Origin of the sequence: Aeromicrobium sp. MLTX1 (assembly GCF_046452335.1) — a bacterium.
Classification (GTDB): Bacteria; Actinomycetota; Actinomycetes; order Propionibacteriales; family Nocardioidaceae; genus Aeromicrobium.
In genome coordinates, this window is record NZ_JBKFDN010000003.1 from 300,584 (window position 1) to 313,397 (window position 12,814).

The window sequence follows — 12,814 nt, forward strand, 5'->3', positions numbered from 1 at the left end:
TGCGCTCTCAGCCACGGGCGGCGATCGCGGCGTCGAGGCTCCGCGCGAGGTCCTCGACGGTCCGGGGCTCGAGGCGCTTCCCGTCGACGAAGAAGGTCGGGGTGCCGCTGACGTCGAGCGCGAGACCGTCGGCCATGTCCCGCGCGACCAGCTCGGCCACGGCCGGATCGGCGAAGTCGTCGGCGAATCGATCGACGTCGAGGCCGAGCTCGGCGGCGTGGCGTCGGAAGGTCGCGTCCGCGGGCCCGTCACGGTGGCCCCACTGCTGGACCGACTCGAAGAGCCTCCGGTACATGGGCTCGAACGCTCCCTGCCGACCCGCCGCCTCGGCGGCACGGGCGGCGCGCTCGCTGTTGCCGTGCAGGGGGAAGTGCCGGACCACGAAGGTCACGCGACCCGCATACGTCTCGCGCAGTCGCTCGACCACCGGGTAGGCGGCGAGACAGCCCTCGCACTCGAAGTCGAGGAACTCGACGAAGGTCACCCCGGAGGTGCCTTCGGGACCGAGTCTCTGGCTGTCGCCGCGGACCACGCGTGACTCCCCCTCGGAGACCGGCGGCGCCTCGGACCCACCGCGCGTCGCCGAGACGCCGAGCAGTCCAACCACGGCGATCACCAGCACGGCGGCGGCGACCAGTGAGATCCTGGCCTGCCTCGTCACCGTGCGTCTCCAGTTCCCTTGGCGGGACCACAGCACGAATCGCCGCACCCGCACGTCTCAGGCTCCGCCCCGATGACTACGGCTGCCGGACCACAGCAGCCCTCGCCTCGCCAGGCATCGCGGCCTTCCTTCACCGCGACTGCGGCGATGACCAGGCCCGCGACCGGGTCGGCCCACAACCAACCGAGGGTCGCGTTGAGCACGAGTCCAGCCAGGAGAACAGCGGACAGGTACGTGCACAGCAGCGTCTGTGTGGAGTCGGCGACGACCGCGTTTGACCCCAGCGACCGGCCGGTACGGCGCTGCGCCCAGGACAGGAACGGCATGATCAGCAGCGAAGCCACTGCCAGCCAGATCCCCACGCGCGAGGAGTCGGTCTCGTGGCCCGTCGCGAGCGCCCGGAGGGACTCGAAGGTCACGTAGGCCGCCAGCGCGAAGAACGAGAGAGCCATCAGTCGCAGCGCGCGCCGCTCGCGGGACTCGGGCAGGGGGTGGCGGAACTGCCACAGGATGATGAGTCCGCTCGAGACCTCGACGACGGAGTCCAGCCCGAACCCGACGAGCGCAACCGACCCCGCGACAAGTCCCGCCGAGATGGCGATGACCGCCTCGACGACGTTGTAGGAGACGGAGGCCGCTGCCAGCCACTGGGCCCGGCGACCGAGTCGCGCGCGATCCTGCGCGTCTAGGGTGGCATGCGCGTGCGCGCTCACTGCTGACTCGCCTCGGCGCCGAAAGTGGGGCACAGAGCGACGGCGTCACCGGTCAGCGCGAGCAGGCGCTCTGCCGCGGCGAGCAGATCCATCACGGTCTCGGTGTGGCACAGCGACCACATCGATGCGCGTCCCTCCGGACGCGAGGTCACCAGGCCACAGTCCTTGAGGCACGCGAGGTGCTTGGAGACCGTGGACTGGGCCAGGCCGAGATGGGTGGTCAGGTCCACGACCCGGTGCTCGCCCAGCGCCAGGTGGCGCACGATCGACAGCCGGGACGGATCGGAGAAGCCGTGGAAGAGACAGGAGGCCGCCATCAGGGCTGCGCCCTCGTCCACCGGATCGTTCGAAAGGACCACATCTTGCATCGCCATATGGCGATGTTATCGCACAGCCACCCCATCACGTCCACGGCGTGGTGGCATGCTCGTTGCAGGAGGTGCCGCATGCGCCGCGATCCCGTGCTCGCCATCGTGCTCGCGCTGGTCGTCGCGGCCTCGCTCGCCACGTGGGTGTCGACCTCCCCGGCCGACGGTGAGGCTGACGCTCCGCACGAGGGCGACCCGGCCGCGCTGCCGCGGGCCGAGGTGACGCTCGCGTTCGCCGGCGACGTCCACTTCGAGGACCGGCTGGCGCGTGTGGTCCGGCGGTCCGACAGCACGCTCGGGCCCCTGTCCACCGTGCTGCAGGACGCGGACGTGGCGGTGGTGAACCTCGAGACCGCGCTGACGAGCCGCGGCTCCCCCACCCGCAAGGAGCTCGAGACGCCCTCGGCGCGCTACTGGTTCCGCGCGCCGGCCGCGGCCCTGGACGTGCTCGACCGCTCCGGCGTCGACGTCGTCTCGATGGCGAACAACCACGCGGGCGACTACGGCGGGGTCGGGCTGCGGGACGCGCTGCGCGCCGGACGGCGCGGGCCCGTGAGCATCGTCGGCATCGGGGAGGACGCGGCGGAGGCCTTCCGGCCCTGGGAGGAAGAAGTCCGCGGCGTGCGAGTCGCCGTCCTGGCCGCCGACGCCTCCACACGCGAGAGCCGCACCCCGATCTGGGCCGCGGGGCCGACGTGGGGCGGGATCGCGGCGGCACGCGTGCCCCGGACCGAGCGACTGCTCGAGGCCGTGCGCGACGTCGCCGGCCGCGCGGACATCGTCGCGGTCTACCTGCACTGGGGCGTCGAGGGCTCGACGTGCGCGACGGAGGACCAGGTCACGCTCGCCCACGAGCTGGCGGACGCCGGGGCCGACGTGGTCGTGGGCGCGCACTCGCACACGCTGCTCGGCAGCGGACTCCTCGGCGACACGTACGTGAACTACGGACTCGGGAACTTCCACTGGTACCACGGCAGGAACGCCGACACGGGCGTGCTGCGGCTGCGGTTCCGCGGCGACGAGCTCGTCGAGGACGAGTGGGTGCCGGGCACGACTCCCGTGGCCGGCGGCCCGGCCCGTGCGCTGGGCGGCTCCGCGGCGACAGCCGCCTCGACGCGGTGGGCGAACCATCGAGGCTGCACGAGCCTCGCGGCGGTCGACGGGAAGCTGGAGGCCGGCACCGAGCTGCCGCCGTTCGAGGGCACGGTCGAGCCGATCGGGACCGCCCTGGCCAGCCGGATGGCCAGCAGCCACGACGCGTCGATGTGCCCGGTGCCGCTGGCCTCGCTGCGGTACCTGCGCGTCACACACGTCGGCTTCGACGGCCGCGCCCGGCAGGGCGAGCTCGCCGTGCATGCCGACCATGCGGACGACCTCATCGGCGTCTTCCGCGAGCTCTACGAGGCGCGCTGGCCGATCGAGCGGATGCGGCTCGTCAGCGACTACGGCGGGGACGACAACGCCTCGATGGCCGCCAACAACACGTCGGGGTTCAACTGCCGCCGCGTGCTCGGCCAGGAGGGCTGGTCACGCCACGCCTACGGCGCCGCGATCGACCTCAACCCCGTCCAGAATCCGTACCTCACGATGGGACGGGTGCTCCCGGCCGCCGGTTCTGCCTTCGAGGACGTGGACCGCTCCCCCGGCGCCGAGACCGCGCCCGGCGTGATCCACGACGGCGACGTGGTGGTGAACGCGTTCGAGCGGATCGGCTGGACGTGGGGCGGGCGCTGGCCGGAGCCGGACTACCAGCACTTCGCGGCAGTCGCCTCGTCTGCCGGGTAGAACGCCTCGATCGCGAGCTCGGAGAGCGTCACCTCACGTGGTGTCCCGAAGACCGTGGTGGTGGAGATGAACGAGAGCACCCCGGCCTCGGTGCGCAGCTGGAACGGCACGACGAGCGCGGGTGAGGTGACCGGCTCGATGCCGCCGGCGACGACCTCGTCGTACAGCTCGCCGAGGAACGGGTCACCGGTGGTCGTGTGCTCGCGATGCAGGCGCTCGGCCAGGTGCGCGCGCCACTCGTCGAGGTTCGCGATGCGCGGCGCGAGGCCGCGCGGGTGGATCGACAGCCGGATCACGTTGACCGGCGGCTCCAGGACGTCGGCGTCGATGCCGGCCAGCAGTGCGTAGGTCGCCTCGTTCGCCGCGACGAGGTCCCAGCGGCGGTCGACCACGAGCGCCGGGTACGGATGGTGGGCCGCGAGGATCGCCTCGAGCGCGCGGTTCACGTCAGCCATCGGCGGATCGGCCAGGCCGTGCTCCGGATGGGCGGGCGCGTGCCCCGCGGCGAGCAGCACCTGGTTCTGCTCGCGCAGCGGCACGTCGAGCTGGGTGCACAGGCGGAGCACCATCGAGCTCGTCGGACGGCTGCGTCCCGTCTCGATCCAGCTGAGGTGCCGCGTGGACACGTCGGCCCGGTTGGCCAGGTCGAGCTGGGAGAGGCGGCGGCGCTGACGCCACTCGCGGATCAGGGTGCCGGCGGTTGCGCTCACGATCGTCAACCTAGCCACGCGAAGGCATCGTGACCATGACCTCGGAGGTCATCGACCGTTCGGCGCGCAGGAGGTGTGATCGAGCCATTCACCCCGACGAACGGAGCACCTCATGACCACCACGACCAAGGCCTACGCCCTCGCCTACCTCCGCGAGGTCGACCTCGGGCCGGAGATCGTCGAGTACATCGAGCGGATCGACGCGACGCTGGAGCCCTACGACGGCCGCTTCCTCGTGCACGGCGGGCAGCTCACCGGCATCGAGGGCGCCTGGGACGGCGACCTCGTGATCATCGAGTTCCCCAGCGCCGACGCGGCTCGCGCCTGGTACGACTCGGACGCCTACGCCGAGATCCTGCCGCTGCGGACCGAGCACTCGAACTCGATGACCTGCATCGTCGAAGGCGTGCCCGACGGCTACCGCGCCGTCGACAAGCTCGCCTCGCTCGCCTGACCGGCTCAGACGTCCCACATCGCCGCGACGTGACGGGCGTCGGTGCCGCAGCAGCCGCCGAGGACCTGCAGGTTCGGGAAGGCGTCGACGAGCGGACGCTGGTCCGCGGCGAGCTGCGCGGGGTCGCCGTCGTCGAGGGTCTCCGACTCGTCGAGCTCGGCGTGGCTCATCGTCGAGGCGTTCACCCGCAGGCCGCCGATCCGGTCACGCCACGGTCCGTCGGTGAGTCCCTGCGCGATGTGGCTCGGGTGGGCGCAGTTGATCAGGAAGTACGCCGGAGGGGCGACGTGGTCCACGCCCTCGATCGCGGCATTGAGCGTCTTCCCGTCGGGCAGGCGTCCGTCGGTCTCCACCGTGAAGCCGATGCCGACGTCGAGGCCCACGTCCGCGGCGGCGCGACTGATGCCGATGGCCTCGCCGACCTCGGTCAGCGTGAGCGCCGTGGCCCGCCCCGCGCCCGCCGCGGCGAACGCCTCGAGCTGCGGCCGGTGGTACTCGGCCGCGGCGTCGGGATCGACGGGACCGGACGAGGCATAGCCGTCGCCGCGAGGTCCGATCATCCCGCCGACCTCCCAGCCGACCAGCTCGTCGGCGCGGGTGTGCGCGAGCTCGGTCAGGAACTCGACGCTCTTGCGGTTGACCCGGTCGAGCGCCGCCTGCCCGTAGCCGAGCAGGCTCGCGTGGTCGGGGTTCGCCCGCCAGGTCGGCGTCTCCAGCAGGACCGGCGCCTCGGCCCGCACGGCGATGTCGACGTAGGCCATGAAGTAGTCGGCGAGCACGGCCCGACCCTCCTCGCTGTCGAGGAGCGGGAACGACGCGAACTCCGGCAGGTCGAAGCCGCGCAGGAAGATGAGGTCCGTCTCCAGGCCCCCGTCGGTCACGTGCCGCGTGCCCATCCTCTCGTTGTACTCCCGCGGCTGGACGCCGACAAGCCCTCGCGCAGCAGCGACTCGTGCAGGGCACGGGTGCGCAGGTCGGGGTCCGATCCGAGGTCCTCGGCCAGGCGGATCCGCAGGTCCTCGTAGGCCTGGAGCGCCCGCGCGTGCCGGCCCGCCGCCGCCTCGGCGCGCATGAGGGTGCGCACCGCGGCCTCGTCGTAAGGGTCGGCGTCGCGGTCGGCCGCGGCGAGGTCGAGGGCCTCGGGCCAGAGGCCGGCCTCGAGCAGCGCCCACGCCCCGATGCGGCGCGCCTCGAGCACGAGGCGGATCACGGCGGCGTGGTCCGCGACGACCCAGTCGGCGACGGACTCCGGCTCGGGCGGCGCGCGGTGCGCGAGCGCCAGGGCGACGCGCGCGGCCGCGAGCGCCCCGGCCGCGTCCGAGGCTGCCGACCGGCGCTCCGCCTCGGCGACGACGGCGCGCAGCATCGCGAGGTCGGTCGGGACGCCGTCGAGCCGGTAGCCGCCGTCCTCGTGACGGACCGTGTCGCGACCGAGGAGCCGCCGCACCCGACTGGCGAGGACGGCCACCTGGTCGGCCGGCCGCGAGGCGCGTGGTCGGCCCACAGCGCGTCGGCGAGGGCGGCCGCGGAGACGGGCCGCCCCTCGGCCTGCACGAGGAGCCGCAGCAGGACCCGCGCCTTGCGGTCGAGGCCGTGGACGTCCGCGCCGTCGACCGACAGCTCTCCCAGGATGCGCACGATGGCCGCGCCCATTCTCCTGATCGTAGTCCTGCAACCGGAGTGCAAGGAGGCCTCGAAAGGGTGGTTCCGTCAGCGCCATCCGGGTGCTGGCGCCACCCCGAGGAGCACGTCATGAGCACCGAGACCCACACCCCCAAGACGGCGGCCGAGACCGAGCAGAAGAGCTTCGAGTCCCCCGACGAGACCCGCTCCTTCGACCGCGGCAAGGCGGAGATCCTCTCGATGGCCGGCGCCGAGATCGGCCGGCTGACCCTCCAGCCCGGATGGCGCTGGTCCGAGCACGTCAAGCCAATTGCCGGCACCGAGCTGTGCGAGGCACCCCACTTCCAGTACCACGTCCAGGGCACCCTCCACGTCGTGATGGCCGACGGCACCGAGCTGGACGCGCGGCCCGGGGACGTCACCGCACTCCCCCAGGGTCACGACGCCTGGGTCGTCGGCGACGAGCCGGTCGTGGTCGTCGACTGGTGGGGAGCGTCCGACTACGCGAAGCCCTGATCGCATGGTGACGCGGGTCACATGATGAGAGGCTGAAGCCGTGAAGATCGGTGTCCCGCAGGAGATCAAGAACCACGAGTACCGCGTCGCGATCACGCCCCTGGGCGTGCGCGAGCTGACCAGTCGAGGTCACGAGGTCCACATCCAGACCGGTGCCGGCGTCGGCTCGTCGATCAGCGACGAGGACTACGTCGCCGCGGGCGCCACCATCGTCGGCGACGCCGAGGCCGCCTGGGGCACCGACGGCGGGATGGACCTGGTCATCAAGGTCAAGGAGCCCGTCGAGGCGGAGTACCACCGGATGCGCGAGGGTCAGCTGCTGTTCACGTATCTCCACCTCGCGGCCGACCGCCCGCTGACCGAGGAGCTGCTCGCGCGCCGGATCACCGGCGTCGCCTACGAGACCGTCACCGGGGCCACTGGTGGGCTGCCGCTGCTGTACCCGATGAGCGAGGTCGCGGGCTGTCTCGCGCCGCAGGTCGGGGCGCACGCGCTGATGAAGGCGCAGGGCGGACGCGGCGTGCTGCTCGGCGGGGTGGGCGGCGTCGCGAACGCGAAGGTCGTCATCATCGGCGCCGGCGTCTCGGGCCAGAACGCGGCCAACATCGCGCTCGGCATGGGCGCCGACGTGACGCTGCTCGACACCGACCTCGACAAGCTGCGGATGAGCTTCTGGCGGTACGACAACCGCGTCCACGGGCTCGCGTCGTCGATGCTGGCCATCGAGCAGCAGGTGCTCCAGGCCGATCTCGTGATCGGCGCCGTGCTGCTGCCGGGCGCCGCCGCGCCGAAGCTGGTCACCAACGAGCTGGTCTCGCGGATGAAGCCCGGCTCCGTCCTCGTCGACATCGCGATCGACCAGGGCGGCTGCTTCGAGGACTCGCACGCGACCACCCACGACGACCCGACCTTCACCGTTCACGGCTCGACGTTCTACTGCGTCGCCAACATGCCCGGCGCGGTTCCGAACACCTCCACCTACGCGCTCACCAACGCGACCCTCCCCTACGTGATCGCGCTCGCCGAGCACGGCTGGGTCGACGCGATGCGCGCCGACCCCGGGCTCGCGCAGGGCCTCAACACGCACGCCGGCGAGGTCACCCACGCCGGCGTCGCGGCCGGCGTCGGGCTCGCCTCGGTCGACGTGGCCGAGGTCCTCGCCTCGGCCTGACGCGTCACCGGCCGCGCGAGGGGTACGTCCCTCACATGAGCGACTCGACCCTCTACGCCGCCCTCGCCGCGACCCTCATCGCCACCGGGTGGCTGCTGCCGATGGGCGTGATCCGGACGATGGCCTCCCACGAGGTCGACCGCACCCCCGGCATGCGGAACCTCGCGCGGATCTCGCTCGCCCTCGGCTGCGTCTCAGCGATCGCCTGCCTGGTCATCGCCATCGTGATCCTCAGTCGTGCCGGCTGAGTCATGATGGTCCGGTGCCGGACACCACGGGAAGCGAAGACGCTCGGATGCTCGCGACGTCGATCCGCTTCGACATCGCGCGGGCCAACGACGGCGGGCCCAACGGCCGCCAGCTGCTCGTCTTCGTCGACGGCGTGGAGATGACGTCCGAGGGCGCTGGAATGGGCACCGACCCGCGCGAGCTGCTGGTCCGTCGCAACAGGCTGATCGCCACCGAAGTGCCTCACCGCATTCCGATCGCGCGGTGCTCGTGCGGCGAGTACGGCTGCGGCTCGACCGACGTGACCATCGTCCGCGAGGGGGACGTCGTCCACTGGGACTGGCACCTGGAGGCACCTCTGCCGCACGGGATCACCTTCGACGCCGAGACGTACGACCGGGAGGTCGCCCGGATCGGCGCTCAAGACCCCTCAGTGGCCTCCGCAGACTGATCGCGGAACCGCTTCGGCGCCACCCTGAGGTGGGCGCGCTCGCCCTGCTTGCCGACGAGGCTGAGGAACTCGACCGGGCCGGCGCTCGTCGCGCCGAACCAGTGCGGGGTGCGGGTGTCGAACTCGACCGCCTCGCCCGGCTTGAGGATGATGTCGTGCTCGCCGAGCACCAGCCGCAGCCGGCCGTCGAGGACGAACGCCCAGTCGTAGCCCTCGTGCGTGCGCAGCTCGGGCTCGTCGTCGTCGCGACCGGCGGGCAGGACGAACTTGTAGGCCTGGATCCCTCCCGGGCGTCGGCTGAGCGGCACGATCGTGCGCCCGTCCTTCGTGGCGAGGGGCTTCATGGTGACCCGTGGATCGCCGGTCGGCGGGGCGTCGACGAGGTCATCGAGGGTGACCCCGTGCGACTTCGCGAGCGGGAGCAGCTGCTCGAGCGTTGGACGCCGCAGTCCGGCCTCGAGGCGCGACAGGGTGCTGGTCGAGATGCCGGTCTCGGCCGACAGCTCGCTCAGCGTGACGTCGCGCCGCTGGCGCAGCTCCTTGAGCCGAGGGCCGACGGCATCGAGCGTGCGGTCGAGATCCATGGACCTAGTTTGCCATTCGGCAACAAAGGTTGCCGGACCGACGGCACGCGGGTCATGGTCGACGCATGGAGCACAACTTCGACGACCACTACTGGAACGCCATCTGGACGGGCGACCGCGCCATCGCGATGAGCGCGAGCGACCCGAACCCCCACCTGCAACGCGAGACGCGCGACCTCGAACCGGGGACGGCACTCGACGCGGGCTGCGGCGCCGGAGCCGAGGCGATCTGGCTCGCAGGTCAGGGCTGGACCGTGACCGCCGCCGACATCTCCCCCGTGGCGCTCGCCTTCGGGGAGGAGCGCGCCGCGGCCGCGGGCCTCGCCGGGCAGGTGGAGTGGCTGAGCGCCGACCTCTCCACGTGGGACCCCGGCACCACGTACGACCTCGTCACCACGCACTACGCCCACCCTGCGATGCCGCAGCTGGACTTCTACGACCGCCTCGCCGAGTGGGTCGCACCCGGCGGCACGCTGCTCATCGTGGGACACCTCCACGGGCACGACTCACCCGACGAGGCCTCCGCAACGGCCGCGAACATCACCGCCCGCTTCGACTCACCCGGCTGGGAGATCGTGACGGCCGAGGAGTCGCAGCGGACGGTCAACGGGCCCGGCGGCCACGGGACCGTCCTCCACGACGTCGTCGTCCGCGCAAAGCGCGCTGCCCGGAACGCTGCTCACGGGTAGAGCCCTCGCGCGAGGTGAGCCGTCGCCACGGTCTCGATGGCCAGCACCGTCGCCGCCTGGCGCAGGCTGACGTCACGCCGCTGGGCCGTGCTCAGCACTCGCTCCCATGCGTGGTCCATCCGCTCCTTCAGCCGGGCCTCGACGTCCAGCTCGCTCCACCAGTACGCCTGGTTCGCCTGGACCCACTCGAAGTAGGACACGATGACGCCCCCGGCATTGGCGAGGATGTCAGGGACCACGAGGCATCCGGCATCCTCGAGGATGCGATCGGCTTCCGGCGTCGTCGGGCCGTTCGCGCCCTCCACCACGATGGACGCTCGGACGCTCTCCGCGTTGCCGGCGTGGATGACGCCTTCGACCGCCGCGGGCACGAGGAGATCGACATCGGCGACGAGCAGATCGTCACGATGCGGCAGGTCGTCAGCACCGCTGAACCCCACGACGCTGCCCGACTCGTCGACGTGTCGCTCGAGCGCGGGCACGTCGATGCCGAACGAGTTCTGGATCGACCCGTACTGGTCGCTGATCGCGGCAACCTTCACGCCCGCCCTCCAGAGGAAGAGCGCGGCGTCGCGCCCCACCTTGCCGAAGCCCTGGACTGCAGCCGTGGTCCGTTCCGGCTCGAGACCGCGATGTCGCAGCGCGGCGAGGGCGACCAGGACCACACCTCGCGACGTCGCGCTGGCGCGGCCGAGGGAGCCGCCGAGTTGCGTCGGCTTGCCCGTCACCACTCCGGGGATCGTGAATCCCTTGTTGACGGAGTAGGTGTCCATCATCCACGCCATGACCTGGCTGTCGGTTCCGATGTCCGGCGCGGGGATGTCGGTCGTCGGTCCGAGGATCGGCATCAGCTCGCTGGTGTACCGCCGGGTCACTCGTTGGATCTCGGCACGGGAGTACTGGCGCGGGTCGAACGCGATGCCGCCCTTCGCGCCGCCGTAGGGAATGTCGACCAGCGCGCACTTCCAGGTCATCCACATCGCCAGCGCCCGGACCTCGTCGAGGTCGACGGTCGGGCTGTACCGCAACCCGCCCTTGGACGGGCCGCGCGACATGTTGTGCTGGACGCGGTGGCCGACGAGGAGCTCGACCGAGCCGTCATCGCGCCTCAGGGGTACCGAGACGGTCACCTCGCGTCGCGGCGTCGCGAGCATGTCGTACATGCCGTCGTCATAGCCGAGGATCTTGACGGCTTCGGCGAGCTGGGCTCGCGCGTCCTTCAGCGGGGTGGGAGTCGCGTCCGCGACGAGAGCGCTCGAGGGGTGGGTGGACATGGCTACCGGTCACTCCATTGTGTCGGTGGGGATGGGCGGATCGAGGGTGGTCAGTGGGAGATGCGCTGGCGGGCTGCCTCGTGGGCGACGAAGTCGACCGGGACAGGACGGAAGACGACGGTGTCTCCCGCACGGGCCTGGGCGAGGGAGTCCAGTCCCTCGCGTGTCACCACGCCGATGACGGGATAGCCGCCGGTGACGGGGTGGTCGTCGAGGAACACGATGGGACCCGATGAGGGCACCTGAACGGCACCCACCGGGACGCCTTCGCTGGGAAGCTCGCCGGACACGGCGCGGGTGAGCTCAGGTCCGATGAGACGCACGCCGATGCGGTTGCTCGCGGCGCCCACCGTCCACCTCGCCGCCGCGAGCGTGGACAACGCGGCGCCGGTGAACCAGTCGTCACGCGGCCCGAGCACCAGCGGCAGCTCGATGGGAGCCCCGGAACGCCCGGTCGACACCGGCGCGTGGTCGACGGGAGGAAACCGTCCCCAGTCCGTGCCGAGGGTGATCTCGTCGCCGCGCTCGAGCGGAGCGGGGCCGATGCCGGCCAGCGTGTCCCGCGAGCGCGAGCCCAGCACCTGCGGGACGTCGAGGCCTCCTCGGACTGCGAGGTAGGTCCGAAGGCCCCACGCCGGCTGGCCGAGTCGGATGGTCGCACCCGCGGGGACGTGGACGCGCGAGTTGGCGCCGTGCCTGACGCCATCGACCCACAGGGGCGCCGTCGCACCGGTCGTGGCGATCCAGGTCGCGCCAGTCGTGACGGCCTCGAACCCGCCGAAGGTGACCTCGAGCACGGCGCATCCGGGCGAGTTGCCCACCAGGCGGTTCGCGAGCGCATAGGCGGACCGGTCGACGGCGCCGGAGACGGTCACGCCCATCGCGGCGAGACCACGGCGGCCCTGGTCCTGGACGGTCGTGAGAATCCCGGGCTCGACGATGCGCAGGACCGGTGTTGTCGCAGGGCGCCTCACGGACGCTCCTCGAAGCGAACGGCCGTGCCCGGCATGAGCGTCACCGGCTCGGGTCGGTCGACGTCGAACAGGAGGTGGTCGGTGTGCCCGACGATGCGCCAGCCACCCGGGGACTCGGACGGATAGATGCCGGTGAAGTGGTCGGCCATCGCGATGGATCCGGCAGGCACCCGGGTGCGTGGCTCGCTCAGCCGAGGGATCGAGGCGGTGTGACCCGGTGCGACCAGGTAGCCGAACCCGGGCGCGAAGCCCGTGAAGGCGACCCGCCACGACAGCCCCGTGTGCCACTGCACGAACGCTGCACGCGTCATGCCCAGCTCCTCGCACGTCGCGTCGAGGTCGACGCCGTCATAGACGGCCTGGATGGTCAGGACCTCCCCCGCGTCGTCGGACACGGTCGCCAAGGACTGCTCCGCCGCGATCTCCGCCACGCGACGTGCTGTCGTGGTCGCCGCGTCGAACTCGATGAGGACGGTCCGCACCGCCGGCACGAGCTCGGTGATCCCGCGGCCCTCAGGCGTGTCGCGAGCCTGCTGCAGTCCGCGGTACAGCGCCATCATCTCCTCGAGGTCGGCGACCTCGGCCAGCACGGCTGTCGTGCCGGCGGGCATCA

Annotated in this window: 17 protein-coding genes; 7 read left to right on the plus strand and 10 right to left on the minus strand. The window is 71.7% G+C overall.

Going from position 1 to position 12,814, the window contains the following annotated elements:
• Positions 1 to 7: 7 nt before the first annotated feature.
• Genes ACK99Q_RS16960 through ACK99Q_RS16970 form a run of 3 tightly spaced genes read right to left on the minus strand, consistent with a single transcriptional unit; the run spans position 8 to position 1,742 of the window.
• The gene (locus ACK99Q_RS16960) at positions 8 to 661 is read right to left on the minus strand and encodes a DsbA family protein (RefSeq protein WP_410187274.1); all 654 of its coding nucleotides are present in this window, start codon (positions 659 to 661) and stop codon (positions 8 to 10) included.
• Positions 658 to 1,374 carry a cation diffusion facilitator family transporter gene (locus ACK99Q_RS16965; RefSeq protein WP_410187275.1) on the minus strand — a complete coding sequence of 239 codons (717 nt, stop codon included), beginning with the start codon at positions 1,372 to 1,374 and terminating at the stop codon, positions 658 to 660. The genes ACK99Q_RS16960 and ACK99Q_RS16965 overlap by 4 nt, the downstream gene beginning before the upstream one ends.
• On the minus strand, positions 1,371 to 1,742 hold the full coding sequence (locus ACK99Q_RS16970) for an ArsR/SmtB family transcription factor (RefSeq protein ID WP_413789753.1): 372 nt from the start codon (positions 1,740 to 1,742) through the stop codon (positions 1,371 to 1,373). Before ACK99Q_RS16970 ends, ACK99Q_RS16965 begins: the two co-directional genes overlap by 4 nt.
• Before the next feature lie 78 nt (positions 1,743 to 1,820).
• Here ACK99Q_RS16970 and ACK99Q_RS16975 point away from each other — a divergent pair, with 78 nt between their 5' ends.
• Entirely contained in the window at positions 1,821 to 3,527 is a 1,707-nt protein-coding gene (locus ACK99Q_RS16975; protein WP_410187277.1) for a CapA family protein, read from the plus strand.
• Here ACK99Q_RS16975 and ACK99Q_RS16980 read toward each other — a convergent pair.
• The gene (locus ACK99Q_RS16980) at positions 3,488 to 4,237 is read right to left on the minus strand and encodes a helix-turn-helix domain-containing protein (RefSeq protein ID WP_410187278.1); all 750 of its coding nucleotides are present in this window, start codon (positions 4,235 to 4,237) and stop codon (positions 3,488 to 3,490) included. The two genes, ACK99Q_RS16975 and ACK99Q_RS16980, sit on opposite strands and share 40 nt — an antisense overlap.
• Positions 4,238 to 4,349: 112 nt before the next feature.
• On the opposite strand from ACK99Q_RS16980, the gene ACK99Q_RS16985 reads away from it, so the two are divergent.
• On the plus strand, positions 4,350 to 4,691 hold the full coding sequence (locus tag ACK99Q_RS16985; RefSeq protein WP_410187279.1) for a DUF1330 domain-containing protein: 342 nt from the start codon (positions 4,350 to 4,352) through the stop codon (positions 4,689 to 4,691).
• 5 nt (positions 4,692 to 4,696) lie between these two features.
• On the opposite strand, the gene ACK99Q_RS16990 is transcribed toward ACK99Q_RS16985, so the two are convergent.
• Together ACK99Q_RS16990 and ACK99Q_RS16995 are read right to left on the minus strand one after the other, a co-directional pair.
• Positions 4,697 to 5,587 (minus strand): homocysteine S-methyltransferase family protein, encoded by an 891-nt coding sequence (locus tag ACK99Q_RS16990; RefSeq protein ID WP_410187280.1) that lies wholly within the window; start codon positions 5,585 to 5,587, stop codon positions 4,697 to 4,699.
• Positions 5,569 to 6,195: a BTAD domain-containing putative transcriptional regulator gene (locus ACK99Q_RS16995; protein ID WP_410187281.1), complete on the minus strand. Its 627-nt coding sequence runs from the start codon at positions 6,193 to 6,195 to the stop codon at positions 5,569 to 5,571. Before ACK99Q_RS16995 ends, ACK99Q_RS16990 begins: the two co-directional genes overlap by 19 nt.
• 248 nt (positions 6,196 to 6,443) lie before the next feature.
• On the opposite strand from ACK99Q_RS16995, the gene ACK99Q_RS17000 reads away from it, so the two are divergent.
• From ACK99Q_RS17000 to ACK99Q_RS17015, 4 genes are read left to right on the plus strand one after another with little or no spacing between them, the layout of a single operon-like run.
• The gene (locus tag ACK99Q_RS17000; protein WP_410187282.1) at positions 6,444 to 6,830 is read left to right on the plus strand and encodes a cupin domain-containing protein; all 387 of its coding nucleotides are present in this window, start codon (positions 6,444 to 6,446) and stop codon (positions 6,828 to 6,830) included.
• A gap of 40 nt (positions 6,831 to 6,870) precedes the next feature.
• A complete protein-coding gene (ald, locus tag ACK99Q_RS17005) occupies positions 6,871 to 8,001 on the plus strand; it encodes an alanine dehydrogenase (RefSeq protein ID WP_410187283.1) in 1,131 nt (376 codons plus the stop codon).
• Between the two features lie 35 nt (positions 8,002 to 8,036).
• Positions 8,037 to 8,249 carry a hypothetical protein gene (locus ACK99Q_RS17010; protein ID WP_410187284.1) on the plus strand — a complete coding sequence of 71 codons (213 nt, stop codon included), beginning with the start codon at positions 8,037 to 8,039 and terminating at the stop codon, positions 8,247 to 8,249.
• A gap of 47 nt (positions 8,250 to 8,296) precedes the next feature.
• Positions 8,297 to 8,680, plus strand: a complete 384-nt coding sequence (locus tag ACK99Q_RS17015) for a hypothetical protein (protein WP_410187285.1) — start codon at positions 8,297 to 8,299, stop codon at positions 8,678 to 8,680.
• On the opposite strand, the gene ACK99Q_RS17020 is transcribed toward ACK99Q_RS17015, so the two are convergent.
• The gene (locus tag ACK99Q_RS17020) at positions 8,650 to 9,264 is read right to left on the minus strand and encodes a helix-turn-helix domain-containing protein (RefSeq protein WP_410187286.1); all 615 of its coding nucleotides are present in this window, start codon (positions 9,262 to 9,264) and stop codon (positions 8,650 to 8,652) included. The genes ACK99Q_RS17015 and ACK99Q_RS17020 overlap by 31 nt on opposite strands.
• A gap of 65 nt (positions 9,265 to 9,329) precedes the next feature.
• On the opposite strand from ACK99Q_RS17020, the gene ACK99Q_RS17025 reads away from it, so the two are divergent.
• Positions 9,330 to 9,953: an SAM-dependent methyltransferase gene (locus ACK99Q_RS17025; protein WP_410187287.1), complete on the plus strand. Its 624-nt coding sequence runs from the start codon at positions 9,330 to 9,332 to the stop codon at positions 9,951 to 9,953.
• Here ACK99Q_RS17025 and ACK99Q_RS17030 read toward each other — a convergent pair.
• From ACK99Q_RS17030 to ACK99Q_RS17040, 3 genes are read right to left on the minus strand one after another with little or no spacing between them, the layout of a single operon-like run.
• Positions 9,944 to 11,227: a Glu/Leu/Phe/Val family dehydrogenase gene (locus ACK99Q_RS17030; protein ID WP_410187288.1), complete on the minus strand. Its 1,284-nt coding sequence runs from the start codon at positions 11,225 to 11,227 to the stop codon at positions 9,944 to 9,946. The two genes, ACK99Q_RS17025 and ACK99Q_RS17030, sit on opposite strands and share 10 nt — an antisense overlap.
• 50 nt (positions 11,228 to 11,277) lie before the next feature.
• Complete coding sequence (locus ACK99Q_RS17035) at positions 11,278 to 12,201, minus strand: biotin-dependent carboxyltransferase family protein (protein WP_410187289.1); 924 nt, start codon at positions 12,199 to 12,201, stop codon at positions 11,278 to 11,280.
• On the minus strand, positions 12,198 to 12,812 hold the full coding sequence (locus ACK99Q_RS17040; RefSeq protein WP_410187332.1) for a 5-oxoprolinase subunit B family protein: 615 nt from the start codon (positions 12,810 to 12,812) through the stop codon (positions 12,198 to 12,200). The genes ACK99Q_RS17035 and ACK99Q_RS17040 overlap by 4 nt, the downstream gene beginning before the upstream one ends.
• Positions 12,813 to 12,814 lie beyond the last annotated feature (2 nt).

Excerpts from the sequence above, each read along its gene's own strand:
- ACK99Q_RS16985 (WP_410187279.1), top strand. The coding sequence starts at position 4,350 with ATGACCACCACGACCAAGGCCTACGCCCTCGCCTACCTCCGCGAGGTC.
- ACK99Q_RS17015 (WP_410187285.1), top strand. The coding sequence starts at position 8,297 with ATGCTCGCGACGTCGATCCGCTTCGACATCGCGCGGGCCAACGACGGC.
- ACK99Q_RS17000 (WP_410187282.1), top strand. The coding sequence starts at position 6,444 with ATGAGCACCGAGACCCACACCCCCAAGACGGCGGCCGAGACCGAGCAG.
- ACK99Q_RS16975 (WP_410187277.1), top strand. The coding sequence starts at position 1,821 with ATGCGCCGCGATCCCGTGCTCGCCATCGTGCTCGCGCTGGTCGTCGCG.
- ACK99Q_RS17040 (WP_410187332.1), bottom strand. The coding sequence starts at position 12,812 with ATGCCCGCCGGCACGACAGCCGTGCTGGCCGAGGTCGCCGACCTCGAG.
- ACK99Q_RS17020 (WP_410187286.1), bottom strand. The coding sequence starts at position 9,264 with ATGGATCTCGACCGCACGCTCGATGCCGTCGGCCCTCGGCTCAAGGAG.
- ACK99Q_RS17030 (WP_410187288.1), bottom strand. The coding sequence starts at position 11,227 with ATGTCCACCCACCCCTCGAGCGCTCTCGTCGCGGACGCGACTCCCACC.
- ACK99Q_RS17010 (WP_410187284.1), top strand. The coding sequence starts at position 8,037 with ATGAGCGACTCGACCCTCTACGCCGCCCTCGCCGCGACCCTCATCGCC.
- ACK99Q_RS17025 (WP_410187287.1), top strand. The coding sequence starts at position 9,330 with ATGGAGCACAACTTCGACGACCACTACTGGAACGCCATCTGGACGGGC.
- ACK99Q_RS16990 (WP_410187280.1), bottom strand. The coding sequence starts at position 5,587 with ATGGGCACGCGGCACGTGACCGACGGGGGCCTGGAGACGGACCTCATC.
- ACK99Q_RS16970 (WP_413789753.1), bottom strand. The coding sequence starts at position 1,742 with ATGCAAGATGTGGTCCTTTCGAACGATCCGGTGGACGAGGGCGCAGCC.